Raw genomic sequence first — 25,076 nt, forward strand, 5'->3', positions numbered from 1 at the left:
ATTGAGCCGAACACCTCACGGCCGACACAGCAGCCTTTACGAAACTGCCTCACGCGTCATGAGGGCGGCCGCGACCGCGTTGCCCATCTCGTTGGTTCCGACCTTGCGCGTGCCGGCTTCCCATATGTCGGCCGTGCGCAGCCCTTGCGCGAGCACCCGCCTGACCGCCGTCTCGATGCGCTCAGCCTCATCAGGCAGGTTCAGCGAATGGCGAAGCATCATTGCCGCAGACAGGATGGTCGCGAGAGGATTCGCGATGTCCTTGCCAGCAATGTCTGGCGCCGAACCGTGCGAGGGCTCATACAAGCCCTTGCCGTTCGCGTCGAGGGATGCTGAGGGCAACATGCCAATCGACCCGGTCAGCATCGCCGCTTCGTCCGACAGGATATCGCCGAACAGGTTGCCAGTGACGATCACGTCGAACGTCTTCGGCGCGCGCACCAGTTGCATGGCGGCGTTGTCGATGTACATATGCGAGAGCTCGACGTCGGGATATTCGCTGGCCACCTTGATCATCGTGTCGCGCCAGAATTGCGAGGTCTCCAGCACATTGGCCTTGTCGACGCTGCACAGACGCTTGCTGCGCTTTTGCGCGGCGCGAAAGGCGACATGGGCCACGCGAACGATTTCCGGCGCGCTGTAGCGCATGGTGTCAAACCCTTCGTCGTGACCCTGGAACGGTCCGTCGGGCGCGAAACGCGTGCCGCGCGGCTCGCCGAAATACACATCACCGGTCAGATCGCGGATGATCAGGATGTCGAGGCCGGCAACGACTTCCGGCTTGAGCGTCGACGCGGCTGACAGTTCCGGATACAGCATCGCCGGGCGCAGGTTGGCGAACAACGCCAGGTGCTTGCGCAGGCCGAGGATGGCCTGTTCCGGTCGCAGCGACCGTTCGAGCCTGTCGTATTGCCAGTCGCCGACGGCACCGAGGAGAATCGCATCGGCTGATTTTGCCAGCCGCAGCGTACGCTCGGGCAAGGGATGGCCGTAGATAGCGTAGCCAGTTCCGCCCACCGGCGCTTCTTCCAGCTCGAAGGGACAACCGAGCGCGTTGAGTACCTTGACGGCCTGCGCCGTGATTTCAGGACCGATACCGTCACCGGGTAAAACAGCAATTCTGGGATTCATGCGAGTTAGGTTTCTGTCGATTGAGGGATTTCAGAGTAATCGACAGGCCCCCACGGAAAAAGATGACCATTTATCCCGGTACAGGTCATGCCACGCTGTCCGAATCGCTTCAACCCGGCAGACGTGATCTGCGGGGGTCCCCGAACGACCGGTTGTGGCCGACTACCGCCTGACGCCGAAACGTAACCGGCTCATTGCTGCCAGTCATCCGTGTCGATTGACCTGTTGGCCGTCACCGTATTTCGTATCTAAAGCTGTTTCCGTAGCGCCCCATCATGGTTCCCCTAAAATGCTGGTCGCCGACGTTGAGTAGCCGCGGCAGTTGGAGAAGCTCGCCGTTGCGTCCTAGCTCTTCGTAGAGGTGCAACACTGCGACAAAGAGCGCGGCAACCGAGTTGAGGCAGTTCTTTAGGTTCGCTTTTGAAAAGTGTTCATCGCGGTGGTGTTTGACCTTGTTATGGTCTTGCCACCAAATCGGCGGCCTCCCTTCCCCCCAATCGCTCCAAGGGTGAAGAGTCAGGCCATATCGGGGAATTTGAACTTCAAATCCAATGAAATTCGGACACGCCTCGGAGACTGCCCCGAAGTAGGCGTTAATGGTTGCTGCGGTTGATTCTGAATTGTGCTTCCGGCAGAGCTGCTTGAGCACCACATCGACCTCTGAACTCGCGCCGAGAAACAGGCGCGCAATCTCAATCGAATAGGTCGCGTCATTGCCTCCTGCGAAGTCCACATATCGAGAAAGGCGATCCAAATCCTCTTCAAGTGCGAGGAAGTAGTTCCAGTGGACATATGAGTGAGATCTAAGTATCGCCACGATGTTTCCCTTGGCTATCGTCCGAGTTATATGGGTTTTCTGGGTAATTTTCAGTCACCACACGCCCGTTTTCTTTGCTATGCGGAACGACCGATTGTCACCGATCCAAGCATTGACGTCGACCGTCCGGTTGTGGCCGAACTGAGCCGGTCGCGATGGACACCGCGTGTGATACGAGGTGATTCTTCCCGTTCGCATAGAAGCAAATTAGTGGTGAGCGGATGCCCCGACATCGCGTCGGGGTCGCTTGGCGTTTTCATTTGCCCTTTAGCTGGTCCGATGCTGCCGCATATCATCGCTCTTGTTCCCGCCGGGCGCGGCGGCTTTTTGTGCTGCTTTGGCGCCCTCAATGACATGCTTGACTGCGTTGTCAACGTTTTCAACGAAGTTGAGCACGTCGTCCAGTGTCGAAACAACGAGGGCGGTTGGCAGATCAATCACGTTACCTGAGTTGTCTTTCCCGTTACGGTGGACAATGTCGTGGCGTGTGAGGACTGCTTTAAACAAACGGTCTTTCTGCGCTTGGTCGGGAAGGATATCGACGCCTAGGGCAAGCTTGTACAGCACACCGATTTTTGCGAGATTGTGATACAGCAGCCCAGCGAGGTATTGCCGGGTTTTATCGACGACCACGTTCGGATTTGCAAGAATCTCGTTGAGGGAGATGGCCATTTCCTTCAGTTCTTTATCGCCTTTCAGCAGTCGCTTCAGAATCGTCTCATCGGAAAGCACCGAATTGACTAAAAGGTCCCCCAAGAATGCCTCCATCGCGCCGATAGTACTCGCGAAGACCATTCGATTGATAACGTCGTCGGAATGTGGAAGTGAACCGCGCCCACCCGTCCCATACTCGGCAACGATATCGCCGAGCCGATAATATGAATCTTTGAAGACCTCAAACGGTTCGTCTGGCGGATATTCGTTTAGCCATTGATCTTCGTCAGCCGGGTCCGGAGCTGTGAAGGGCGCGTCGTCGGCGGAAACCTCCACGTCAGGGTGCTCCGACAGTTCGACTGCGCAGTGCGATGGACTGTTCTGGACATGCGCGCCAAATGAGGCACCGCAATGTGGACACTCGATATCTATGTCGTCTTCTGAGAGAGAATCGGAGAGGCGATCGTAGTTGTAGTCGACTTCGGGCACTTCGACTTCTGTATCGACCTGTTTGTTGCATGCTGGGCATTTGAACCTGACGCTGGTTGAAACGTAGTGAGGCTGCATCCTTTGTCTCTCTCTGTTGTGATGCTCTGTGCGATTTTCGATCGTCGGAAGGCGAATCCATTGTCCCGCAAGCCAATAGCGACCGCGTCGATACCGCTAATCATCAAATACGCGCACCGCTCGCGACCGGTCGGCCAAAATGGTCACTGTTACTGGACCGGCATGGCGCCAAAGGCTAGTGACCGTACTGGCGAGCCAGCCACGCGCCGACATCGTTGATTCGTCGGTGCTTCGCATAGAACTTCCACTCATCATGTATTGGCTTCACCGCTGCAAGGAATGCTCGCCGGTCCGTGTCTTTCCAACCGGGGGCGTTAGCAACGGAATTTTCGAGCAGAGTGCCCAATGTGAAGGGGTCAGCATTTTCAAACTCTTGCCGCGTTTTCTGCGCGAACTGCCGTATAACTTCCCACTCATCCTGAAGTGCGCGATGTTGTTCATCGTCGGATGCGATGGGCACACCCGTCCGCGCTTGTTCGTCCGCCGCCCGGCGCCCCATTGCATCGTTGACTAGCGCAATACGCCTGTCTAGTTCGGCGAAGAATGCGTTAAAGCAGGATGTCGCAAGATCGCGAAGCGTGATCCGGTGAAAGGGATCGAGGCTTTTGTCGATGTCGCCGCTCTTTACGTCGAGGGATTCCAAGAGTCCTTGAATCCGTGTGACGAGGTCCTGTGTTTCAGGTTTGGGAATCGGCCCAGCCCATCGGCCTGCTCGGGACATCAGCTGAACCGAGATGTCGGCGAACAACTGGCTCGCCAGCCGCAGCTTCGATAGAAGCCGGTCGGCCTCCTCGATTTTTTCGTCCAGTTTTTTTGTCTTGGCCTCAAAACCGAATCCCTTGATGAACTCGAAGTGGTTGATATTCGCGAGCAGCAAGATCAGGATGCCTGCCGACAGACAGGCTGTTGCGGCAGCAACGTGGTCAGCAATCGCGATCCACAGACCTGTAGCAACTGCTGCGGCGCCGAGCAGGTTGCCCACGATAGTTCTGGTTTTTTCCATGAATTAGTTATCCCCTGTCCGATAGGCAGGATTGTCGTTGGTGCGAAGGGTATCCGGCCACCATCGCTCAAAACTAGCTTTGCTTTTTTTGCAGTCGCCTCCCCGCCTGCGCGCGTCACTTAACTCATAATGTTTGATGCAAGCAGCTCTTGGCAAGGCTCGGCCGCCTAGTTTGGGTTCGGGAGCTGATATCGGGACACAAAAACGTTGCATTTTGATGCACACAGAGGCGCATTCATGCCTGGACACCGATTACGCATTCCTCCCACTCTCCTTCGGGTACAAACGGGCTGCAACGTTTTTGAGATCGAGGGTAAGGGGAGCAGGCGTTGTTCCTATAATGAGCGTCGCCGTTGCCAACTTTTGGCAATGCTGCTTGCGCGAATTCATTTTCAGCCGGGGTGCGGGGATGGGATTTCAACTAGCAACAGTAAAGGCATGGGCTGACCTCGCATTGACGTGCGCGTCGTTGATTGCCTTGCCGGTGGCCGGATTTTGGGCGTACAACAACTTTGCGGCAGAAGACACGCACACATTAAACCCGAACATCACGGTTTCAGCCGATTTGCTGCCATACAGCCAAGACTTCGAACTTTTGGTTGTGCATGCGAAACCGAAAAATATCGGTAAAGTTCCGGTCATACTGCGAGGGAAAGCAAACGGCGACATCGACATCTCGGTAAAGTCGATTTCAGAAGGTTTGACGCCACCCGCAAGTAAGCTGGCTGTGGCGGTCAATGAAGCGAAACTAGATACCGTAGCAGAGAATAAAAACATTACGTCTGAATACGCCGACGGATATTATATGGAGCCGGGAATCGAATACGATGAGGTGCGCAGTTTCGTTGTTCGCAAAAATGCAACCTATCTTGTCCGCGTAGAAATTCATGATTTCGAGAAGGATAATTTCGTTGATGCGTCATGTATTGTACGAGCCCAATAACTCACAATGAACAATAATCCGACTCTGCGTTACCTCCAGAACAAGAGGCTGATTGGAGCGCTTGAGCGGCTTTCCAATCAACGGGCCGAACCGTCGAAATTCATGCCACTTATTAGCGACCTCTTTAACGGTACAAGTTTGCATGCGATGCACGTCGAAAATGGCGTTATTTACAGGGGGCGACATAATGAAGGCGGCCGCTTGTTTTCAACTGTGGAGGAGCTTTCTTACCCGAGGCCAGAATATGTTAGGGCAAAGGGCCGCCTTAATGACGTGCGTCAAAGCGTCCTCTACGCGGCACTGTGCGAGCTGGGTACGATTATAGAGATGGCTGTTTCGCTCCACGCGACGTTCACGATCTCAAAAATTCAAAGGCGAAGCGACTCAAGTATGTTTTTCTTTCCCTTGGGGCTCAAGTCGCCACCCGAGTTTACGGCTCAATGCAAGGCTGACGCTCTTGTGCGCGATTTCCTGAAGGGACAAATTACAAGGCAAAGAGTCGAGTTCGACGACTACAACTGCACGATCGCACTTGGCGATATGTTACTGCGAAAACCTATAGCTAACTACAGCGCATCTCCTTATTCGGGCGTAGCATATCCGAGCGTCAGATCAGCGATTTCATCCAATACGACGACATATAATTTGGCAATGACACCGGAAGTCTTTGATAAAAATTATATGATTGTTGAGTGTTCCGTGTATGTTCTGACTCATGATGTCGATCATTATCAGCTAAACGAAGTAAATAGAGGAAAGGTACTCTCGGATGGGAAAATAGATTGGTTGTTTGGGCATGCCGAGATGACTAATCGAACGGCGCGCGGTTTGTGGGCAGACGGATACGTGAATCCAAATCTCGCGCTGTCAGCGCCCGACATATGATTTGGCCTTGACAATGCAAAGACGCTGCAACAGCTTCGCCAGTGCCGTGCGTGACAACAAGCCATCCTACTAGATGACGAAGGGCTAATTAAGTTGCGTTTAGATTAACGCGGATTGACCTATAGTTACAGGGTCTTGCAACCACGACGCCAATGCTCACTCTTCTGACTTACCAGCAGGACTTTCTCAGAGCGCTTAACGCTGCGCGGGTAGAGTATTTGGTGATTGGCGGTAAGGCGATGCAAGCCCATCGCCTTGGCCGCACAAGCTTCGATCTCGATATTTGGGTATCAAATAACATCGCAAACGCGCGGCGTCTTAACCCCGTGTTGACGGCACGGACCAAATTTCCCATTGGGCATAGGCCGTCTGATCTCACAGTACCCGGCAGGATGGTCCAGATCAGGAATCAGCACGATCAACATGTTATCGACGTGCTAACGTCACTTGGTGATCTCGACTTTGCGACGGTCGACGCCCGTAAGTTGCGACTGTTGGTCTACAGAATGTTCGTGCCGGTGGCGTCTATCCCGGACCTCATCAACATGAAAGAGATATCTCAGGCGACGACCGAAGACCCTAGGCTGGCAGAGCGCGACGGTCGAGACATTGAGCTAATGCGTGAACACCTTGCTGCGCGCCCGAGCTGAGATTCTCGAAGTATCTGAGTGACGCGCAACATACTTCTACTGGCATGTTGCGTCTGTTGGGGTGCAGCTAAATTGCGCTAGAACGAACCAGATTGATCCTTATCGAACTCGTGCAGCCTTGATTTTGCAGTTTGCAAATTGCGCAAGGCATTGATTTATAAAGGTATGTGGTGCACGGGTAAAACTCCGAAGGCGGCACTCGACCCAAAGGGTTGCGCGTCGTCGCGGACCCTCACCGTCGCTTAGAATTGAACCTCGGCGTTCGGGCGGAAAAGCGGACCAATGGAGAACAGTTTCGGACGTACGGGGACGATGCGCTGCGCGAGTTTGCTGACGACTTCATCTAGCGTCGCAACGCCGCCCACCATTATTTCGTCTGTTGCGACCTAAGCCCCGAGGATGCGACCTTGACCCATGCCGTTGCGCACCCTCACGACATCGACGCCCCGATTACGCGACACGGCGCCCGCGAAACGGTCATAGTCGTCGTTGACGCGCGCCTGTAGGTGTGCTGTCGCGCGGTGGGCGAAAGCGGCGCAACGGGACTGCGTTCCGTCTTGTAGCGGCCCACGCTGATGAGTGGAGAACACGCCAATCGACCCGATCCCGCCGCCCGGCATGATGTAGAACTCACTGGCCACGCTTGCGAACCAAAACGCCGCTCCGGCTGCGATGTAGTTTGCGACGGCGGCGACCGGCTACGCTGCGCGCGTGGCGCATCGGGTAGGTCGAGGAGACGTCGGCCCCACGCTGTGGGCTCGCGACGAAGGATGCATATTCCGGGCGGATTGACCCATATGGCGCGGCGTGCACAGACCATCCTTTCGGGGTTCTCATTGGTCTCATGCTAACGGGCGCCAAGCGACGCAGTTGCCTTGACTACCGCTGGTGATAGCACCAGACGATACATCCATGCGGCCACTTCAGAATGGGCACGCGAGATCGCGAAAGGCGAACTGCATTGTGCGTACGGCTCGCGCAAACCCCGCCGCGTTGGCCGGAAATGCCTACACGGTGCCTACATGGATTCAAGAAAACAAAAAGCCCGATCCTGTGAATCGGGCCAAGCACTTGATTTGATTGGTACGGCAGGAGGGACTCGAACCCCCCACCCTCGGCTTAGAAGGCCGATGCTCTATCCAGCTGAGCTACTGCCGTAATGATGTGAGGCGATGCAACACGAACGTGTACAACCTGCATCGCCCGCAATGAGAACCCGTAACGGGCATTGGAACCTGTGCGCAATGACTGGCACAGGGTTCGTGGGATACCGAAATTCTAACCGACCAGGCCGGGGACTGTGGAAATCCAATCCGGCGCACGGCAACCCTGACCGGCGGCCGCCATACGGCATCACAAAACAAACGGGCCCGACGTGTCGAGCCGGGCCCGGATTATAACCGATCGCTTCTTACCCGCCAGAGGCACGCCAGCGCTCACCGCGCTGCAGCGGGCATCTCGAACGCAATCAGACCGGCTGCGGATGCAGCATGAACCAGCCGAGGAACACGATCCCCGCGATCACGCAGTACACGCCGAACGAAGCCAGACGTCCGCGGCCTTCGAAATAGCGCATCAGGAAACGCACGCTGAGATACGCGGCGATAGCGGTCAGCACGCCGCCGAGCAATGCGTCGGCGAGTTGGCCCGGCGCATGGAACAGTTTCGGCAACTCGAGCACGCCGGCCGCGAAGATGATCGGCGTACCGAGCAGGAACGAGAACTCAGCGGCCTTCTCCGTCGTCAGGCCGGCCGCATTGCCGGCGATCATCGTCAGACCGCTGCGCGAGAAACCCGGGATCAACGCGCCAATCTGCGCGAGTCCGACGAAAAACGCCTGGCGAAAGGTCAGCTTCTCCGGCGCCTGATGCGCGCGCGAGCGTTGTAGACGATCGCCGAACCACAGCAGCACGCCATTCACGATCAGCGCGATGGCGACAATGCGCAAATCGTGAAAAATCCGCTCGAGACGTTTCTCGAGGATCAGCCCGACGAGGCCCGCCGGAATCGTGCCGATGATGAGCGCCCACATCATGTGCGCGTTGTCGTTGCGACGGCCGCCGAACGAAGCGAAGAAGCCGCGCACCAGTTCACACCAGCGCTTGCGGAAGTACCACAGCAGTGCGAACGCCGTACCGAGGTGCAACGCGACGAGGAACGGCAGCAATTGCGGCGCATGCTTGTCGATGTGCATGCCGAACAAGCCCGGCACGAGCAACGTGTGGCCGAGGCTGCTGACCGGGAACAGTTCAGTGACGCCTTGCAGCACGCTCAGGAAAATCAGAAACGACAGGTTCACGCGGCGGTCCTTGTAAGGAAAATGTCGGGGAACAGCGCACCGCAAAAGGAAATAGCCGGCGCGTCAAAAGCGCACCGATTATGCCTGGCTGCAAAGTCAGCGCCAAGCGTTTGAACCGCATTCGGGTAAATATTGACGCGCTGCGTCACAACTGGAAACCGTTGTTACGCCGCAGCAAAAGAAACAGAGCGCCGCCGGTGGCCGCTCTGCGATCTTGAGAAATTCGATGTACCGAAGGCGCGAGGCTAGTGCCAGGCTCGCGTTGACGACCCGGCAGAAGGCGAAGCAGATTGGTGGATCAGCGCTCGAGCTTGTAGAAAAAGTAGACGGTGCTTGCAGCGAACATGCCGAACAACGCCACACCCATTGCCATTGCGAGATCCATAGAGCCTCCTGAGCCGATCTCGCCCGGTCGTTGAAGTGGCCGGGCAGTGGGTGGATTATCAACAAGGATCGTGCTTCTCCGACACCCGCAATTTCCCGAGAAGGGTTTCCCCGTAGCGTAAAGCAGCGCAAAATCGTTCTCTTGCAAACAGCCATGCGGCGCCGTTCGAACGTTCTCAACCCGCGTTCGAGCCACGTTCAACTCACATTTGAACGGCACGCCGGCCGCACTCGAAGCACGCTCAACCCTCGCACTCAACCCTTTCGCACTTAACCCTTTCGCACTCAACCCTTTATCAACCAGCCCATCGACCATGCCCCTCTCCCCGCAACAGGACATTCTCGAGATCGCCCAGGACGCCTCCGTGCTCCGTTTTTCGCCGCAAGCCGGCGGCCGCCTTTTGTCGTGGATCATCGACGGCGAAGAGGTGATTCATTGGCCCGAGAATGCCGACTGGAGCCAGCCCGCCAGAATTCGCGGCGGCAACCCGCTGCTGTTTCCGTTTCTGGGCCGGCATCGCGTCGACGGCAAGATCGGCTTCTGGCGTGACGCACAAGGCACGGTGCGCGAATTGCCGATGCATGGCTTTGCCCGCGACCTGCCCTTCGAAGCCCACGCCGACGTGCACGGCGCCGGCTTGCGCATGACCCTCACCGACAGCGACGCGACACGCGGTGGCTATCCGTTCGGCTTCCGTTTCGAAGCGACGTACCAGCTCGTCGATACACATACGCTGGAAGTCACGCTAAGCACCACCAATACCGGCCACACGCGGCTACCCTACTACGCCGGCCATCACTTCTATTTCACGCTGCCGCACACGCAGCGCGCCGAGACCTCGCTGGAACTGCCGCGCACCGAACGGTGCTATCAGCAAAGCGACGGTTCGATCAGCCCGGCAGAACCGGGCGCGGCGCGCTACACGCTCGACGAGGCGCGCATTCACGACCGCTTCCATCGTCTCGTCGGCGCGCCGGACCAACCGGTGCGTCTCGTCGCGCCCGGCCTGAACCGGCTCATCACGATCGACCTGCAACGGCCGGACTCGGTGCCCTGGTACGCGGTCACGACATGGACCGAGGCCGCGGAGTCGGACTTCTACTGCGTCGAACCCTGGCTGGGTCTGCCCGACGCAATCCACAACGGCATGGGACTGCGCTGGCTCGAGCCGGGGCAAACCGAGAAGGCCGCTCTGCGCATCAGTGTCGGCAAGCTGCGCTGATGGCAGGTTTTCCGCTCATCGCAAGGTGACGGGTTGCGCGGCGTTTCGCCACGCAACCCCCGCGCGCGCTTGCCTGTGCATCCGTTTTTCGGATGCTGCAGCGCAAAACCGTTAGAATCGGACGCTTTGCATCTACCTGCCGCGTGATCGGGATCGGCGCGTGGCAGCGCTTTGCGAGGTCCAATGCGTAACACAACAAGAATGATGAAACGGCTCGCCTGCGCGTCGTTGCTGGCGGTGCTTGCCGCCTGCGGGTCCGCTCCGGTGGGGCCAGGCTTTTACCGCGTCGAACGGGGCGATACGCTGTCGAAGATCGCGCGCAGCAACCGGCAGTCGGTGCAAAGCATCGTGCGCTGGAACAACCTGACCAATGCGGACAGCATCGAGGTCGGACAGGTGCTGCGCGTCGCGCCACCGGGCAATGGCGCCGCGGCGGCGTCCACAGGCGGCGCAACACGCAGCAGCGGTGCAGGGAGTGCGAGCGCTTCGGCTGCGCCGCGCCCGGCACCCGCCGATAGCGCGCCGACGTCCGCGCCGGCTTCGACGATCTCGCTGGTGTGGCCGGCTGACGGCACGGTGATCCGGCGCTTCGACGGTGCCAATTCGAAGGGCATCGATATTTCGGCGGCGGCGGGCACCCCGGTCGTTGCCGCGGCGCCCGGCACGGTGGTCTATGCCGGTAACGGCCTGCGCGGTTACGGCAATCTGCTGATCCTCAAGCACAACGCCGACTATCTGACCGCCTACGCGCACAACCGCGCGCTGCTGGTGAAGGAAGGTCAGTCGGTCGCTCGCGGCGAGAAAATCGCCGAAATGGGCGACACCGACACCGATCGCGTCATGCTGCACTTCGAACTGCGCTATCAGGGCCGTTCGATCGACCCGTCGCGGGCGCTGCCGGCGCGTTAGCCGCCCGGCTTCAAGCACGCGCCCAGCATCGGCAACCGAGGGAACCGCGCGTGCTATAAAACGCCCAATCTTATGCATGACGCAGTTTCGCGCTGCGTCTTCCCCTGTCATTTGTAAGGAACCTGCAATGAAGAGCGCACTTGCGTCCTTAACAACAGCCGCGGCGATCGGCCTCGGCCTGCTGACGCTCGGCAGCCTCGGCGGCTGTTCCAGCACCACCACCATGACTTATCTGCCAAGCGGCGATACGGGGTTCGCCATCAACTGCAGCGGCAGTGACGCGAGCTCCAGTTGGGCCGAGTGCTACAAACGCGCGGGCGAGGTCTGCGGCAACTACGGCTACGACGTCGTTTCGAAGGACGTCGACAACGGCGCCACCGCGGGCGGCTCGGTCGGCGGGATTTTCGGCGCGAACGTCAAGAACCGGTCGATGGTGATCCGCTGCAAGCAGTAAAGACAACTCAATAACGCAGGCACAGCGCCGCTCAAGCGAGCGGCGCCGCCAGCGGCCGGAACGCGGGTCGATGCGTGCGGCGAACCCGAACAACATGCCGAGCAATCGGCCAGAAAAAAAGCCCGGCACGAGGCCGGGCTAACGGGGGTTCGGCGCATATCGGCAAAGGACCGGTTCACCATGCGCCAGGAGGAAATCTAACAACCCGCCTTTACAAGCGCAATCTATTAATTGCGCAGGTAATGTGACGCGGCGTACGGAGTCCGCATTACGTGAACGAAAAATGCCGGAAATAAGCGGGGTAAATACCCCCAACCAACCGGTGCGAAACACCACAAAAGCGGCAGATCAAAATCCCGCGAGTTGTCCACCAGCCCTTATAAATCAAGCACCTATCCGCACGTTATCGGAAAAGCCCGACGAAAGCCCTTGACCGATTCGCGCCACCCCCGCCCAGCTTGATCCGGCCGCTTTATGTAACGCGAACCTTTAGTGCGCCAACGCACCATATTGATGTATTAGCGGATATTGTGCGGCGCAAATAAGCAATCGCACCTCTTCACAATAAATTCGCGAATAGCGAATAGATTAAAAATCTTCAAATCCACTGACAAATTGCGAAGTTTAAATCCGGCTGTTTTTAATGAGTCGATAAATCAGATGTTAAGCACACGCCGTCATTCGTTCAAGCTGGCCGAATGGCTAAAATCGGCCGGCTTGAAACGCGATCACATGACTCGCAAACCCAGTTCGGTCACGAGCACCGCCGCTTGCTGATGCGAGATCGTCGCGCCCTTGAAGAGCGCCGCGTCGACGAGCCGCACGCCGCTCAGATCCGCCTCGCGCAGGTCCGCGCCGTCAAAGCGCGCGCCTTTCAGATTGGCATCCTTCAGACTGCCGCCATCGAAGATCGCATCGCGGAAATCGACGCCGGCCAGATCGGCCTCGGAGAAATCGAGTTGCTGGAGCGTGGCCTTGCGAAACGACAGCCCGCGCAAATGCGCACCCACCAGCAAAGTCTCGACGAAGCTCAAACCGAGCGCCGCACAGTCTTCGAAATTGGCGCCCGTCAGCTTGCAGCTGTGAAACGACGCCGAGGCAAGCTTGGCGCGCCGCCAGCTGGTGTTGTTCAGATCGCTCGACTGGAAGGCTGCATCGACCAGATCGGCCGACGCGAAATCCGCCTGACGGCCGCGGCAACGGACCCAACGCGTGTGCGACAACGTCGCGCCGAAAAACGATGTCTCGATGATCGTGCAGCGATGAAACTCGGCGCCGCGCAAATCGAGTCGCGACAGATCGGCGCCTTCGAAATCGCAATCGGTGAAATGGAGCGGCTCTTTATGCCCCGCCGTGCTGGCTGCGATAAGGCGCTCCACGTCGGTGCGCGAGAGCGTGGCGTTGGCTACTGCGTGAACTTGCGCGCCCGGAGCGCTTGCCGTTGAATCCAGTGACATGAAGGTTCAGAATGATTTTCGTCGAAAGACCCTAAGCGTACCGGAACGCGCGCCGCCCTGGCGATCCGCGCCGATGGTTTATAGTAACGGCCCCCGCCAGGACCCGCTTACGATGACTTCCAACGACGCCACTCATAGCCCGCTGTACGCCAAGCTGCTCGCCGAAACCGCCAAAATCGGCTGGACCGAACTCGAACGCTTTTTCGCACGCGGCATGCTGCTGCGCGTTGCGCGCGACATCGATCTGGTGAGCGTCGCCGAAGCCATCGCCAGCGACGACACCGCGCAGGTCACGCAATGGCTGTCTTCCGGCCTCGTCGAACGCGTGCAGGCGGAGACCGCAGCCGATTTCGCCGCACGCGATCCCGATCTGTGGGCGGTAGTCGTCTCGCCATGGGTGTGCGTGCAGGAACGTAGTTGAACGACCCCGCGCGCGCCCCAGACGACGTTCCCCTGGAAGCCGCCCGGGGAGAAGCGCCCCTCAAGGGCGGCGCGGCCGTGCCGGTGCATTGGCACCGCCGGGTGCTGACGCTGGCGTTTCCAATCGTCCTCGCCAATCTCACCCAGCCGATTCTCGGCGCGGTCGACACCGCCGTCGCCGGCCATCTCGACGGTGCGTCCTATCTCGGCGGCGTGGCGCTCGGCGGCCTGTTCTTCAACTTCGTGTTCTGGGGCTTCGGCTTCCTGCGCATGGGCACCACGGGCCTCGTCGCGCAAGCGCACGGCGCAGGGAATCACGCCGAGTTGCGCAACAACGTCGTGCGTGCGCTGTTGCTCGCGGCGGCGATCGGCGCAGCGGTGCTTGCGCTGCAAGTGCCCCTGATCGACTACGCGTTGCGTGTGATCGGCGGCAGCGACGCGGTGCAGCACCGCGCGCAGGTTTATTGCCACGCACGCATCTGGGCCGCGCCGCTCGCACTGGGCAATTACGTGGTGCTCGGCTGGCTACTGGGCACGCAAAGCGTGCGGCTTGCGCTGCTTTCACAAGTGTTCATCAATAGCGTGAACATCGCGGCGGTGCTGTTGTACGTGTACGTATTCGATTGGGGCGTGGCCGGCATCGGTGCGGCCACGGCCACCGCCGACGCGCTCGGCTTCGTGCTCGGCGCGGCATTGTTGTGGCACGGCAGGCCGCGCGGTTTGCCTGCGCTCAACCGCGCCGCGCTCTTCGACGCTGCCGCGCTCAAACGTCTGGTGGTGCTGAATCGCGACATCTTCGTGCGCACGCTCTGCCTGCTGTCGTCGTTCGGCTGGTTCGCGCATCTCGGCGCGAGGCAAGGTGACGCCATGCTTGCCGCCAACGCGCTGCTGCTCAATTTTCAGACCTTCATGGCGTATGGACTCGACGGCTTCGCTCACGCTGCCGAAGCGCTGGTTGGCGCGGCGATCGGCGCGCGTGACCGGCACGCTTTCGCGCAGGCCATCAAGGTAACGGCGCTATGGTCCGCGCTCGGCGCGCTGGGTTTCTCGCTGGTGTACTGGGGCGCGGGCTCGTGGATCATCGAGGGTCTGACGAATCAGGCCGTGGTGCGCGCCACCGCCGAAACTTATCTGCCATGGGCCGCGCTCTTGCCGGTGATTTCCGTGTGGGGCTTTCTGCTCGACGGCGTGTTCATCGGCGCGACGCGCACGCGCGAGTTGATGAAGTCGATGGTCGTGTCGTTCGCGGTCTTTGTGGCGGCCTCGTGGGCCTTGCTGGCGCTGTACGGCAATCACGGTTTGTGGGCCGCGATGCTGATCTTCATGGCCGCGCGCGGCGTCACGCTCGCGCGCTTTTTGCCCGCTGTCGCACGCGGCATGGCGGCCTAGCTTTTGCTTTGCCGGCGGCGTGCGCGGCATGCATTTTTGCCGCTGCGCCTCTCACGGCAAAGCCGCATACGGTTACGGCTTGAAACAAGCGCACACATATCACACGGGCGCCTCGCCCTAAAATAGTTGCAGCCCGCGCGGTCCGCGCAAAACAGTTTGCGCGGGTTAGAAGCACCGGCGTGCCCGCGCCGGCGCTTCGCTTTCATTCCCCATGCAGACGCTCAGGGTGCGGGCACCATGACGGGCGGACGGTCGTCGGTGGGCACACCGTGGTAGTCGGCGGGATCTTTCGGCGGCGGGCCGCCATGATGGCCGGAAGGATCGTTGGCACGATCGTTGGCACAACCGGCGAGCCCGGCAGCCAGCATCAACACAATCAGCAAAACGCGGTTCATAGACTCTCGAAACAGGATGACAATAACGGCAACGAAGCGCCGAGAGTCTACCCGCAATTCGCATTCGACGATGGCGCGGCAGGCCGTGCGCCCCTGCCATTTTTTTACGCGTGTCCTACTATAAAGGCACGGTTGCATGTCATAGGAGACTGCCATGGACGCTGAATCGATCGCAGGTCTGATCGGACTTGCAATAGGTCTGCTCGTGCTGCTGGCCCTGTCGATTTTCGAATCGAGAACCTACAAGCGCGAACACGACGGCGAAGGCATGCTGCACCACTGGATCACGCACCAGCACATGCCGCACTGGATGCGTCGCCGGCACTGAGGGAACCGACCGGCACGTTCCGGCCCCGCTGCAGGAAGAGGACGCGCCGACCCGTCCACGGTGCGATTGTCGCGATTGTCGCGACAATCGCGCTTGCCGCGCGGGTTGATCGCCGCATGATCGCCGCAACGATCTTGTCGCGGCCGGCTGTCTGGCACCCTTTTTTCATCCCGACGCAATTCGTGATTGACTCTGGCACCCAATGCCACGTAGAATCTCGGATTCGTCGGAGCGTAGCGCAGCCTGGTAGCGCATCTGATTTGGGATCAGAGGGTCGAAGGTTCGAATCCTTTCGCTCCGACCACGAAAAGCAATACGAAACCCGCGTCGCCTTCGGCTTCGCGGGTTTTTGCTTTTTTGGCATCAAGCGCTCATGGCTCATGCCGGGTCACGCAAACGCAAACCCAAACCCCAACTCAGGCCCGGAGAGTTTCATGCCGATTACACGTCGGCTTAATGAACGTTGCATGAGCGTCCGATACGCTACGCCTCGACGTATGCGCCGGGACACGCGCCGGCCTGCGCCCAGCATACGCCGGCGCTTATACATTCTGCCTGCGCCACTACCTTGCACCCTCACACGCTCGCATGCGACAGTGATTGAAAACCCGGCGCTGTTACCTACGCCGCAACCAGAGTCAAGGAGACACGCATGAATCTGATTCTCTGGCGTCACGCCGAAGCCGAAGATTTCGCCGCGAGCGATCTCGCCCGGGCGCTCACCACGCGAGGCCGCAAACAGGCGCAAAACGTCGCCAAGTGGCTGCGCACCCGCCTGCCCGAAGACGCCGTGGTTCTCGCGAGTCCTGCGGTGCGCACCATCCAGACCGCCGAGACCTTGAGCGACCAGTACCGCGTGGTGCGCGAACTCGCGCCCAACGCCAGTGCGAACGACGTGCTCGAAGCCGCCGGCTGGTCGAAAGGCATCGCACCGACTGTCGTGATCGTCGGCCATCAGCCGACGCTGGGCCATGTTGCGGCGCGTCTGCTCGGCAACAGCGGGGCGAGTTGGCCGCTGAAGAAAGCCGGTCTGTGGTGGATCGAAAGCCGTGAGCGCGATGGCGAGGACCAGGCCGTGCTGCGCGCGGCAATGAGCCCCGATCTCATCTGAGCTGATCTGGACTAAACCGAACTGAACTGATCCGGCTGCGCAGCCAGGTCCTCAAAGAAGCCCAACTGCGCCAGCCCGACCCACTGGTCGCGCGGAAACAACACATGACTCGCCCGGCCCACGACATTACAAGCCGTGGGCACGGAGCTTACGGGCAGTCATCCAATCGTCACAGCTTTGCCATGCGAGCGTCACCAGGCGTTACTACATTGGCGAAAAAAGTAATCTCCCTTTTTTCGACCAGGACGCCACATGCGAGAACTGCCGACGCCCACCCTGCCCCTGGCTTCGATCTTCGAAACGCGTCGCCTGCCGCGCGCCGAAGAGACAGTCACCGCCCAGCATCGCCTGCAAGTGACGTGGGCACGCACCGACGAACAACTGCGCGAAGCCCAGCGTCTGCGCTACCGTGTGTTCGCGGATGAAATGGGCGCCCGTCTGACGGGTCCGGCCGGCCTCGACGTCGATCCGTTCGATTCGTACTGCGATCACCTGTTGGTGCGCGATCTCGACACGCTGAAGGTGGTCGGCACCTATCGCGCGCTGCCGCCGCATCAGGCCGCCCGTATCGGACGCCTGTATGCCGAAAGCGAATTCGATGTGTCGCGTCTCACGCACCTGCGCGCGAAAATGGTCGAAGTGGGCCGCTCATGCGTGCACCCCGACTATCGCAGCGGCTCGGTGATCATGTCCTTGTGGGCAGGGCTCGCCGCATACATGAAACACAACGGCTACGAGACGATGCTGGGCTGCGCGAGCGTCGCGATGGTCGACGGCGGCCACTACGCGGCGAACCTTTACTGCTCGCTGCGCGACAACGCGCTGACGGCGCCGGAATATCGCGCGTTCCCGCACACACCGCTGCCGGTCGAGGAATTGCAGAACGGCGCCGACGTCGCACCGCCGCCGCTGGTGAAGGGCTATCTGCGACTCGGTGCGAAGATTTGCGGCGCACCGGCCTGGGACCCCGACTTCAACACCGCCGATTTTCTGACGCTGTTGCGTCTGACGGATATCAACGCGCGCTACGCACGGCACTTCCTCGGCGACGCAACGCCGCGCTGAGCGGCGCGCACGCCACCCAGCTCTTTGCGCAGACAATCGATGCGCATAAAAAAGCCCGGCTAAAATCCGCCGGGCTTTTTCACATGCGACGCATGACGCTCAATCGTCCGTGTAGACCACGCGATAGGGAATGCCAACCTTCTCCCACTCCGCGGCTTCCTGGATCAGGCTGTAATCGGTCAGCGGATTGTTCGCCACCCACTCGTTCGGCAAACGCACTTCATAACCACCGTTGACCTGCGCGACCGCAATACCCGGCAAGCCGACATCCGCACGCCGGCGGCACAGCAGCGCCGCGAGCCGCAGACAGAACAGCAGCGGCCATTCCACTTCGCGTGTTTGCGACAGCTTGCCGAGTTTCCCCGCGTGGCCGAGCACCAGCGCGGCAAGCCGCGCCTGATCCGTACGCGAAAAACCTGGCATGTCGGCGTTGCTGGCGATATAGGCCGAATGCTTGTGATAGGCGCTATGCGAAATCGACAGCCCGATTTCGTGCAAGGCCGCAGCCCAGCTGAGGAACATGCGGTTCTCGGCGCGGCGCTCCTCGTCCGGCTCGGCAAACTGATCGTAAAAACGCACCGCGAGTTCGCCGATACGCCCGGCCTGCGCGCGGTCCACGCCGTAACGGCGCATGAAACCTTCCACCGTCACCGTGCGCATGTCCTCGTGCTGCGAACGGCCCAGCAGGTCGTACAGCACGCCGAGGCGCAGTGCACCGTCTGTCGTATCGACGTAATCGACGCCGAGTTCGTCGAACACCGCGATCATGATCGAGAGGCCGCCGGCCAGCACCGGAATGCGGTCGGCCTTCAACGCGACCAGCTTCAGACGATTGACGTTCTCCGCCTTGATCAGCGCGCGCTTGAGGCGTTCGAGCCCGCCGCGCGAGATGCCGTGCGTGACACCCGGATCGTTGAAGCCATTGGCCTCGACCAGTTCGGCGAGCGCCCGTGCGGTACCGGACGAGCCGATGGCCTGTTCCCAACCGGTCTTCTTGTACTCGGCGGAAATGATCTGAATTTCGCGGCTCGCGGCAAGCTCGGCCTGGCGCATCGTGTATTCGTCGACATTGCCGGCCGGGAAGAATGCGCGGCTATGGCTCACGCAGCCGATATACAGGCTCTCCATCTTGATCGGCGTGTAATGCGACCCGATGATGAATTCCGTCGAGCCGCCGCCGATATCCACCACGAGACGCTTGCCCGCGCTCGCGGGCACGGAGTGTGCAGCCCCTGCATAAATCAGACGCGCTTCTTCACGCCCGGCGATCACTTCGATCGGGAAGCCGAGCGCGGCTTGCGCCTCGCCGAGAAACTCGCCCGCGTTCTTGGCGATGCGCAGCGTGTTGGTGGCGACGGCGCGAACGTGGTCGGGATGAAAGTCGCGCAGCCGTTCGCCGAAGCGCTTGAGCGCATCCCAGCCGCGCACTTGCGAGGCACGGTCGAGCATCTTGTCGCGCGACAGGCCGGCGGCAAGGCGCACCGGCTCGCGCAGTGCGTCGACCTGGTAGATCTGGCTGCCCGCATCGGTTTCCTCGACCCGGCCCACGATCAGCCGGAAGCTGTTCGAGCCGAGGTCGACGGCAGCGAGGAGTTGTGGCGTAGTGACCATCGAGTAAGCGGACTCCATGCGCGCGTGCGCGGCGGCGTTGGATGCCGAAGGGGCCGGATACCCACCGGATGCCTTGGGCGCCTTATGGCCGGCCGCGCTGTTCAAAGACGCCATTCTAAGCGTACCGGACCTCACGATGTCGCCTCGCAGTAATGGGGGTGCCCTATGGTCCCATATACACTGCGTCACAATTACGACACGCATCGAATACGGCGTAGAATTTATAACATTCAAGAATGTCACAACAACGTCATCATACTGTGAGAATTTCCGAGCGACTTATTGCCTCCATTCCTGACATTCCATTCTCGCTGCCGATGTCCATCCGCTACCCCTTATTGAATCGCGAGCTGGGCATTCTGGGTTTCAACGAGCGTGTGTTGGCGCAAGCTGCCGACCCTGCCGTCCCTTTGCTCGAACGCCTGCGCTTCATCTGCATCACCAGTAGCAATCTCGACGAATTCTTCGAAGTCCGCATGGCCGGACTGCAGGAACAGATGCGCGACAACCCGGGCGGGTTGTCGCCGGACGGCATGTCGCTGCAGCATGTATACGACCTCGTGGTCGAGCGCGCGCAGAGGCTCGTGCATCGTCAGTACGCCATGCTGCACGACACGGTGCTCACCGCGCTCGAAGCAGAAGGCATCTATTTTCACGGCACCGAAGCGTGGAACGAAGCGCAGACCGAATGGGCGCGCAATTACTTCTTCGACGAACTGCTGCCGGTGCTCACGCCGATCGGCCTCGATCCGGCTCACCCGTTTCCGCGCGTGCTCAACAAGAGCCTGAACTTCGTCGTCGAACTCGAAGGCAAGGATGCGTTCGGCCGCCAGGCGATGATGGGCATCGTCCAGGCGCCGCGTGCGTTGCCGCGGCTCGTGCGCATGCCGCTGGAACTGTCGGGCTATCCGCATGGTTTCGTGCTGCTGAGCTCGCTGCTGCAGCGCTTCGTGGGCGAGCTGTTCCCGAATCTGGTGGTGCGCACCTGCAATCAGTTTCGCATCACGCGCAATAGCGAGCTGTTCGTCGACGAAGACGAAATCACCAATCTGCGTGTCGCGTTGCAGGGCGAACTGCCGGCGCGGCATCTGGGCAATGCGGTGCGGCTCGAAGTGTCGGCGGAGACGCCCCAGCACGTCGTGCGGCGCCTGCTCGACGAAAGCGGCCTGAGCACCAAGGATTGCTATTTCGCCGACGGCCCGGTCAATCTGGTGCGGCTCATGCAACTGCCGGAGATGGTGGACCGGCCCGACCTGAAATTCGTGCCGCATATTCCGGCGATTCCGTCGCAGATCGCCAACAGCACGAACATGTTCGACGTGATCGATCAGGGCGACGTGCTGCTGCATCATCCGTACGAGAGCTTTCAACCGGTGCTCGAGTTGCTGCTGCAGGCGGCCAAAGACCCGAACGTGGTGGCCATCAAGCAGACCATCTATCGCACCGGCACCGACTCCCCGCTGATGGACGCGCTGATGCAAGCGGCGCGCAACGGCAAGGAAGTGACCGTGGTGGTCGAACTGCTCGCGCGCTTCGACGAAGAAACCAACATCAACTGGGCGTCGCAGCTTGAGGCGGTGGGCGCGCACGTCGTGTACGGCGTGGTGGGTCACAAGTGTCACGCGAAGATGATGCTGATCGTGCGGCGTGTGTCGTCGGGCGGCAAGACCTCGCTCAAGCGTTACGTGCACCTGGGAACCGGCAACTATCACCCGCGCACCGCGCGCCTTTATACCGACTTCGCCCTGATGACCGCGGATCAGAAGATCTGCGAGGACGTGCACCACGTGTTCCAGCAACTGACCGGCATCGGCGGTGAACTGACGCTGCATGAGTTGTGGCAGTCGCCGTTCACGCTGCATCCGAAACTGGTTGAAGCGATTCGTGCGGAAGCCGAGCATGCCCGTGCCGGCAAGAAGGCGCGCATCGTCGCGAAGATGAACGCGCTGCTCGAACCAACCGTGATTGCCGAGCTCTACGAAGCGTCGCAGGCGGGCGTGAAGATCGATCTGATCGTGCGCGGTGTCTGTTCGTTGCAACCGGGCGTGCCGGGCTTGTCGGAGAACATCACGGTGCGCTCGATCGTCGGGCGCTTTCTCGAACATCATCGCATCTTCTACTTCTACGACGACGGCAAGGAACAAGTGTATCTGTCGAGCGCCGACTGGATGGACCGCAATTTCTTCCGGCGTGTGGAAGTGGCGTTTCCGATCAACAGCCGTCGCCTGAAGCGGCGTGTGATTGCCGAAGGCCTGTCGGCGTTTCTCGGCGACAACCAGTCCGCGTGGCTGATGCAAAGCGACGGCCACTATCGGCGCCGGCGGCCGGGCAAATCCTCGCGCAACGCGCAGATGAGCCTGCTGGGGAAATTCTGCCCGTGAGTTCATGAGGGTCGCGCGCCCCTGAAGCAAGCGGCGCTGCGCATGAAAAAAAGCCCGCCTGGTTTGCTCCAGGCGGGCTTTTTTTCAGACCGGCGATTTCAGACCGGCGCCGGTTGCCGGCGCGCCGTGCGAAACACCGGGAAACGCACGGTGAAGGTGCTGCCGCGTCCCTCTTCGCTCTTCACGTCCAGTTGGGCATCGTGCCGTTGCAGCACATGCTTGACGATAGCGAGACCGAGGCCCGTCCCGCCCGTATCGCGCGAGCGGCTGCGATCGACGCGATAGAAGCGCTCGGTCAGACGTGGAATGTCCGCAGCCGGAATCCCCAAGCCGCTGTCCGTGACCGAAAAAACCGCACTGCCGCCGCTGGCCTGCCAGCTCACCTTGATTGCACCGCCGTCCGGCGTATAACGGATCGCATTGGTCACGAGGTTGCCAAGCGCACTGAGTATTTCCGTTTCCACGCCGGTGACCGTGAGCCCTTCGTCGGCGTCGAACACGATCCTGTGGTGGTCGCTCGACAGGTTTTCCGCGTCGTCCTTCAGATGCCGCAGCACCGCGCGCATATCGATCATCTGATCGCTCGGCGGCTTGTTGTCGCCTTCAAGCTTCGCCAGCACCAGCAGGTCGTTGACGATGTGACGCATGCGCGAAGCCTGCTGTTCCATCAATTCGAGGTAGCGCGCGCGCTCGGCTTCACCGAGCGGAAGTTCCCGCATCGTTTCGAGAAAACCCGACAACACGGTCAACGGCGTCTTCAATTCGTGCGACACGTTGGCGACGAAGTCGCGCCGCATCGCGTCGGTACGCTCCAGCTCGGTGATGTCCTGCGACAGCACCAGCTTGCGATTCTCGCCGTAGGGAAACACCTGCACCGACAGCACGTTCTGGCGCTTGTCGCCCATGCCGCGCATGATCAGCATCTCTTCGTAGCGATGCGAATTCAGATAGCGCACGAAATCCGGCTGACGCACCAGATGCGTGATGTGCTGACGCAGATCGCGTTTCGCATCGAGTCCGAAATGAAGTTCGGAGATCGCGTTGCACCACTCGATCTGATCGTGATCGTCGAGCATCGCCACGCCGTTCGGCGACGCCTGGATCGCCTGGATGAAACGCGAATGCTGTTGCTCGACCTGACGCACCTGCGCATGCCAGCGCTTCGCAAGCTTGTGCAGACGGTAGTAAATTTCGCCCCAGATGCCGGGAGCGCTCGGCACTTCGCCGTAGACCGGCGCGTCGAGCAGGCGCCACAAACGCTGCTTGTGGAAGGTGCTGAAGAGGCTCTGCGCGAGCAGCATGACGATCGCGAGGACCAGCCCTGCCTTGACGTTCACGAGTGCGCCGACCACCACGCACAGAACAGCCAGCAGCACGACCGACACGATGGAGCGCGCCCAGATGATGTTCATGTTCTAGCGATCGAAGAGAAAACCGTCCACGCCGGTATCTGAAAACGCGGCGCCGCTTAACGTACCGATGTAACCGACGTGATCTGTGCGGCGTATGCGGCATCTATGGCGCGCGTGGCTATAGCCCCGCCATTCGCGCTACCGCAAAGTCAGGCGCTCTTCGCGAGCCGGTAGCCACTGCCGCGCACCGTCTCAATCATAGCATCGCACCCAGCCGGCTTGAGCGCCGCGCGCAGACGCTTGATGTGCACGTCCACCGTGCGCTCTTCGACGAACACGTGGTCGCCCCACACCTGATCGAGCAGTTGCGTGCGGCTGTGCACGCGCTCCGGGTGCGTCATGAAGAAATGCAGCAGGCGGAATTCGGTCGGACCGAGATCGAGCTTGATCTCGCTGCCTTCCGCATGCGCGGCGACGCGGTGCGTGGCCGGATCGAGCTTCAGGCCGTTGATCGCGACCAGGTCCTCGGTCAACTGCGGCGCGCGGCGGCGCAACACCGCCTTGATACGCGCCATCAGTTCCTTCGGCGAAAACGGCTTGGTGACGTAGTCGTCGGCGCCGATCTCGAGGCCGAGCACCTTGTCCTGCTCATCGCCACGCGCGGTCAGCATGATGATCGGAATGTGCTTGGTGCGCTCGTTGTTGCGCAGATCGCGAGCGAACGCGATGCCCGACTTACCCGGCAACATCCAGTCGAGCAGCACGAGATCGGGCAGTACGTCGCTGATCAGGTTCTGCGCCTGCTCCGCGTTATACGCGCGAATCGGGCAGTGGCCGGCGTGCTGAAGATTGACCGAAATCAGCTCGGAAATGGCGGGCTCATCTTCAATGACGAGAATGCTGCTGGGCATCGGCACCTCTGGTCCTTATATCTGGATTAACTGAGTGCTTCGCGTTCGAGCGCGTCGCGCGACTTGTGCCGCACGTCGGTGCCCTTGACGATGTAGATGATGAATTCAGCGATGTTCTTCGCGTGGTCGCCGATCCGTTCGATCGCCTTGGCGATGAACAGAAAATCGAGGCCCACCGAAATCGAACGCGGATCTTCAGTCATGTACGAAATCAGCTTGCGAACGAAAGCGCGGAATTCTTCGTCGATCGCCTTGTCGTCGCGCATGATCTGCGCGGCGGCGACCGTGTCGAGACGCGCGAATGCGTCCAGCGCGCGGCGCAGGATCGACACCGCCATTTCGCCCGACAATTTGATCTCGGCGATATTGATGCTGCGCGAGGCGCCGTCTTCCATCAGGCGCTTGGTGCGCTTGGCGATTTTTTCGGCTTCGTCGCCGGCGCGCTCGAGATTCGTGATGGTCTTCGAAATCGCGATCAGGAGGCGCAAGTCGCGCGCGGCCGGCTGACGGCGCGCGATGATGTTGCTGCACTCTTCGTCGATCTCGACTTCCATCGTGTTCAGGCGGTCTTCAGCGGCGATCACCTGCTCGCACACATCGAGATCGAAGTTGTTGAGCGCGATCATCGCGTTGACGATCTGCGACTCGACCAGGCCGCCCATTTCGAGCACCTTCGACGAAACGAGGTTCAGATCGGCGTCGAACTGGCTGGACAGATGTTTATCGGACATGTCGTA

At 60.2% G+C, this 25,076-nt stretch carries 24 protein-coding genes and 2 tRNA genes; 13 read left to right on the forward strand and 13 right to left on the reverse strand.

Annotation, left to right across the window (positions count from 1 at the left end; all coding sequences use genetic code 11):
- Positions 1-36 precede the first annotated feature (36 nt).
- The 4 genes from leuB to DSC91_RS20225 form a co-directional block, all read right to left on the reverse strand.
- Positions 37-1,131, reverse strand: coding sequence for a 3-isopropylmalate dehydrogenase (gene leuB / locus DSC91_RS20210; RefSeq protein ID WP_115780572.1), 1,095 nt, complete (start codon positions 1,129-1,131; stop codon positions 37-39).
- 232 nt (positions 1,132-1,363) lie between these two features.
- Positions 1,364-1,948 (reverse strand): hypothetical protein, encoded by a 585-nt coding sequence (locus DSC91_RS20215; protein ID WP_115780573.1) that lies wholly within the window; start codon positions 1,946-1,948, stop codon positions 1,364-1,366.
- A gap of 267 nt (positions 1,949-2,215) precedes the next feature.
- Positions 2,216-3,091, reverse strand: coding sequence for a hypothetical protein (locus DSC91_RS20220; RefSeq protein WP_162831444.1), 876 nt, complete (start codon positions 3,089-3,091; stop codon positions 2,216-2,218).
- A gap of 253 nt (positions 3,092-3,344) precedes the next feature.
- A complete protein-coding gene (locus DSC91_RS20225) occupies positions 3,345-4,172 on the reverse strand; it encodes a hypothetical protein (RefSeq protein WP_115780575.1) in 828 nt (275 codons plus the stop codon).
- A 340-nt stretch (positions 4,173-4,512) separates the two neighbouring features.
- Here DSC91_RS20225 and DSC91_RS20230 point away from each other — a divergent pair, with 340 nt between their 5' ends.
- The 3 genes from DSC91_RS20230 (at position 4,513) to DSC91_RS20240 (ending at position 6,650) form a co-directional block, all read left to right on the forward strand.
- On the forward strand, positions 4,513-5,115 hold the full coding sequence (locus tag DSC91_RS20230) for a hypothetical protein (protein ID WP_115780576.1): 603 nt from the start codon (positions 4,513-4,515) through the stop codon (positions 5,113-5,115).
- A 6-nt stretch (positions 5,116-5,121) separates the two neighbouring features.
- On the forward strand, positions 5,122-6,000 hold the full coding sequence (locus tag DSC91_RS20235) for an RES domain-containing protein (protein WP_115780577.1): 879 nt from the start codon (positions 5,122-5,124) through the stop codon (positions 5,998-6,000).
- A gap of 152 nt (positions 6,001-6,152) precedes the next feature.
- Entirely contained in the window at positions 6,153-6,650 is a 498-nt protein-coding gene (locus tag DSC91_RS20240) for a hypothetical protein (protein WP_115780578.1), read from the forward strand.
- Positions 6,651-7,731: 1,081 nt separating this feature from the next.
- On the opposite strand, the gene DSC91_RS20250 is transcribed toward DSC91_RS20240, so the two are convergent.
- The 3 genes from DSC91_RS20250 to DSC91_RS37565 form a co-directional block, all read right to left on the reverse strand.
- Positions 7,732-7,808 (reverse strand) — tRNA-Arg (locus DSC91_RS20250).
- A gap of 310 nt (positions 7,809-8,118) precedes the next feature.
- Entirely contained in the window at positions 8,119-8,949 is an 831-nt protein-coding gene (locus tag DSC91_RS20255) for an undecaprenyl-diphosphate phosphatase (protein WP_115780580.1), read from the reverse strand.
- A 298-nt stretch (positions 8,950-9,247) separates the two neighbouring features.
- Positions 9,248-9,649 (reverse strand): hypothetical protein, encoded by a 402-nt coding sequence (locus DSC91_RS37565; protein WP_162831419.1) that lies wholly within the window; start codon positions 9,647-9,649, stop codon positions 9,248-9,250.
- On the opposite strand from DSC91_RS37565, the gene DSC91_RS20260 reads away from it, so the two are divergent.
- The 3 genes from DSC91_RS20260 to DSC91_RS20270 all read left to right on the forward strand — a co-directional run bounded on the left by DSC91_RS20260 (position 9,648) and on the right by DSC91_RS20270 (position 11,919).
- Positions 9,648-10,556, forward strand: a complete 909-nt coding sequence (locus tag DSC91_RS20260) for an aldose epimerase family protein (protein ID WP_115780581.1) — start codon at positions 9,648-9,650, stop codon at positions 10,554-10,556. The genes DSC91_RS37565 and DSC91_RS20260 overlap by 2 nt on opposite strands.
- A 183-nt stretch (positions 10,557-10,739) precedes the next feature.
- On the forward strand, positions 10,740-11,465 hold the full coding sequence (locus DSC91_RS20265) for a peptidoglycan DD-metalloendopeptidase family protein (RefSeq protein WP_115780582.1): 726 nt from the start codon (positions 10,740-10,742) through the stop codon (positions 11,463-11,465).
- 127 nt (positions 11,466-11,592) lie between these two features.
- Positions 11,593-11,919, forward strand: a complete 327-nt coding sequence (locus tag DSC91_RS20270; RefSeq protein WP_115780583.1) for a hypothetical protein — start codon at positions 11,593-11,595, stop codon at positions 11,917-11,919.
- A gap of 728 nt (positions 11,920-12,647) precedes the next feature.
- Here DSC91_RS20270 and DSC91_RS20275 read toward each other — a convergent pair.
- The gene (locus DSC91_RS20275; RefSeq protein ID WP_115780584.1) at positions 12,648-13,376 is read right to left on the reverse strand and encodes a pentapeptide repeat-containing protein; all 729 of its coding nucleotides are present in this window, start codon (positions 13,374-13,376) and stop codon (positions 12,648-12,650) included.
- 112 nt (positions 13,377-13,488) lie between these two features.
- On the opposite strand from DSC91_RS20275, the gene DSC91_RS20280 reads away from it, so the two are divergent.
- Together DSC91_RS20280 and DSC91_RS20285 are read left to right on the forward strand one after the other, a co-directional pair.
- Positions 13,489-13,797: a DUF2288 domain-containing protein gene (locus DSC91_RS20280; protein WP_115780585.1), complete on the forward strand. Its 309-nt coding sequence runs from the start codon at positions 13,489-13,491 to the stop codon at positions 13,795-13,797.
- A gap of 32 nt (positions 13,798-13,829) precedes the next feature.
- Positions 13,830-15,185: an MATE family efflux transporter gene (locus DSC91_RS20285; RefSeq protein ID WP_115783375.1), complete on the forward strand. Its 1,356-nt coding sequence runs from the start codon at positions 13,830-13,832 to the stop codon at positions 15,183-15,185.
- Positions 15,186-15,406: 221 nt separating this feature from the next.
- Here DSC91_RS20285 and DSC91_RS37570 read toward each other — a convergent pair whose 3' ends face one another.
- The gene (locus DSC91_RS37570; protein WP_162831420.1) at positions 15,407-15,736 is read right to left on the reverse strand and encodes a hypothetical protein; all 330 of its coding nucleotides are present in this window, start codon (positions 15,734-15,736) and stop codon (positions 15,407-15,409) included.
- Here DSC91_RS37570 and DSC91_RS37890 point away from each other — a divergent pair.
- From DSC91_RS37890 to DSC91_RS20300, 4 genes are all read left to right on the forward strand, one after another.
- Entirely contained in the window at positions 15,735-15,908 is a 174-nt protein-coding gene (locus tag DSC91_RS37890; RefSeq protein WP_167470517.1) for a hypothetical protein, read from the forward strand. The genes DSC91_RS37570 and DSC91_RS37890 overlap by 2 nt on opposite strands.
- A 227-nt stretch (positions 15,909-16,135) precedes the next feature.
- A tRNA-Pro gene (locus tag DSC91_RS20290) sits at positions 16,136-16,212 on the forward strand.
- A 348-nt stretch (positions 16,213-16,560) separates the two neighbouring features.
- Entirely contained in the window at positions 16,561-17,019 is a 459-nt protein-coding gene (gene sixA / locus DSC91_RS20295) for a phosphohistidine phosphatase SixA (protein ID WP_115780586.1), read from the forward strand.
- A 252-nt stretch (positions 17,020-17,271) separates the two neighbouring features.
- A complete protein-coding gene (locus DSC91_RS20300; RefSeq protein WP_115780587.1) occupies positions 17,272-18,084 on the forward strand; it encodes a GNAT family N-acetyltransferase in 813 nt (270 codons plus the stop codon).
- Positions 18,085-18,183: 99 nt separating this feature from the next.
- On the opposite strand, the gene ppx is transcribed toward DSC91_RS20300, so the two are convergent.
- Positions 18,184-19,809: an exopolyphosphatase gene (ppx, locus tag DSC91_RS20305; protein ID WP_115780588.1), complete on the reverse strand. Its 1,626-nt coding sequence runs from the start codon at positions 19,807-19,809 to the stop codon at positions 18,184-18,186.
- Positions 19,810-20,012: 203 nt separating this feature from the next.
- Here ppx and ppk1 point away from each other — a divergent pair, with 203 nt between their 5' ends.
- Positions 20,013-22,076 (forward strand): polyphosphate kinase 1, encoded by a 2,064-nt coding sequence (gene ppk1 / locus DSC91_RS20310; RefSeq protein WP_115780589.1) that lies wholly within the window; start codon positions 20,013-20,015, stop codon positions 22,074-22,076.
- Between the two features lie 98 nt (positions 22,077-22,174).
- Here the strand turns inward: ppk1 and phoR are convergent, their stop codons facing one another.
- The 3 genes from phoR to phoU form a co-directional block, all read right to left on the reverse strand.
- Positions 22,175-23,488: a phosphate regulon sensor histidine kinase PhoR gene (phoR, locus tag DSC91_RS20315; protein WP_115780590.1), complete on the reverse strand. Its 1,314-nt coding sequence runs from the start codon at positions 23,486-23,488 to the stop codon at positions 22,175-22,177.
- Positions 23,489-23,637: 149 nt separating this feature from the next.
- Complete coding sequence (gene phoB / locus DSC91_RS20320; RefSeq protein WP_028199153.1) at positions 23,638-24,339, reverse strand: phosphate regulon transcriptional regulator PhoB; 702 nt, start codon at positions 24,337-24,339, stop codon at positions 23,638-23,640.
- 26 nt (positions 24,340-24,365) lie between these two features.
- Positions 24,366-25,070: a phosphate signaling complex protein PhoU gene (gene phoU, locus DSC91_RS20325; protein WP_054036271.1), complete on the reverse strand. Its 705-nt coding sequence runs from the start codon at positions 25,068-25,070 to the stop codon at positions 24,366-24,368.
- Positions 25,071-25,076: the final 6 nt, after the last annotated feature.

This window comes from Paraburkholderia caffeinilytica (genome assembly GCF_003368325.1).
GTDB lineage: Bacteria > Pseudomonadota > Gammaproteobacteria > Burkholderiales > Burkholderiaceae > Paraburkholderia > Paraburkholderia caffeinilytica.

Coding starts and splice junctions, on each gene's coding strand:
- DSC91_RS20260 (WP_115780581.1), top strand. CDS start 9,648: ATGCCCCTCTCCCCGCAACAGGACATTCTCGAGATCGCCCAGGACGCC.
- ppx (WP_115780588.1), bottom strand. CDS start 19,809: ATGGCGTCTTTGAACAGCGCGGCCGGCCATAAGGCGCCCAAGGCATCC.
- DSC91_RS20235 (WP_115780577.1), top strand. CDS start 5,122: ATGAACAATAATCCGACTCTGCGTTACCTCCAGAACAAGAGGCTGATT.
- DSC91_RS20225 (WP_115780575.1), bottom strand. CDS start 4,172: ATGGAAAAAACCAGAACTATCGTGGGCAACCTGCTCGGCGCCGCAGCA.
- DSC91_RS37565 (WP_162831419.1), bottom strand. CDS start 9,649: ATGGTCGATGGGCTGGTTGATAAAGGGTTGAGTGCGAAAGGGTTAAGT.
- phoR (WP_115780590.1), bottom strand. CDS start 23,488: ATGAACATCATCTGGGCGCGCTCCATCGTGTCGGTCGTGCTGCTGGCT.
- DSC91_RS20300 (WP_115780587.1), top strand. CDS start 17,272: ATGCGAGAACTGCCGACGCCCACCCTGCCCCTGGCTTCGATCTTCGAA.
- DSC91_RS20240 (WP_115780578.1), top strand. CDS start 6,153: ATGCTCACTCTTCTGACTTACCAGCAGGACTTTCTCAGAGCGCTTAAC.
- leuB (WP_115780572.1), bottom strand. CDS start 1,131: ATGAATCCCAGAATTGCTGTTTTACCCGGTGACGGTATCGGTCCTGAA.
- DSC91_RS37570 (WP_162831420.1), bottom strand. CDS start 15,736: ATGGCAGTCTCCTATGACATGCAACCGTGCCTTTATAGTAGGACACGC.
- ppk1 (WP_115780589.1), top strand. CDS start 20,013: ATGTCCATCCGCTACCCCTTATTGAATCGCGAGCTGGGCATTCTGGGT.
- DSC91_RS37890 (WP_167470517.1), top strand. CDS start 15,735: ATGGACGCTGAATCGATCGCAGGTCTGATCGGACTTGCAATAGGTCTG.
- DSC91_RS20275 (WP_115780584.1), bottom strand. CDS start 13,376: ATGTCACTGGATTCAACGGCAAGCGCTCCGGGCGCGCAAGTTCACGCA.
- DSC91_RS20265 (WP_115780582.1), top strand. CDS start 10,740: ATGCGTAACACAACAAGAATGATGAAACGGCTCGCCTGCGCGTCGTTG.
- sixA (WP_115780586.1), top strand. CDS start 16,561: ATGAATCTGATTCTCTGGCGTCACGCCGAAGCCGAAGATTTCGCCGCG.
- DSC91_RS20270 (WP_115780583.1), top strand. CDS start 11,593: ATGAAGAGCGCACTTGCGTCCTTAACAACAGCCGCGGCGATCGGCCTC.
- DSC91_RS20230 (WP_115780576.1), top strand. CDS start 4,513: ATGAGCGTCGCCGTTGCCAACTTTTGGCAATGCTGCTTGCGCGAATTC.
- DSC91_RS20280 (WP_115780585.1), top strand. CDS start 13,489: ATGACTTCCAACGACGCCACTCATAGCCCGCTGTACGCCAAGCTGCTC.
- phoU (WP_054036271.1), bottom strand. CDS start 25,070: ATGTCCGATAAACATCTGTCCAGCCAGTTCGACGCCGATCTGAACCTC.
- phoB (WP_028199153.1), bottom strand. CDS start 24,339: ATGCCCAGCAGCATTCTCGTCATTGAAGATGAGCCCGCCATTTCCGAG.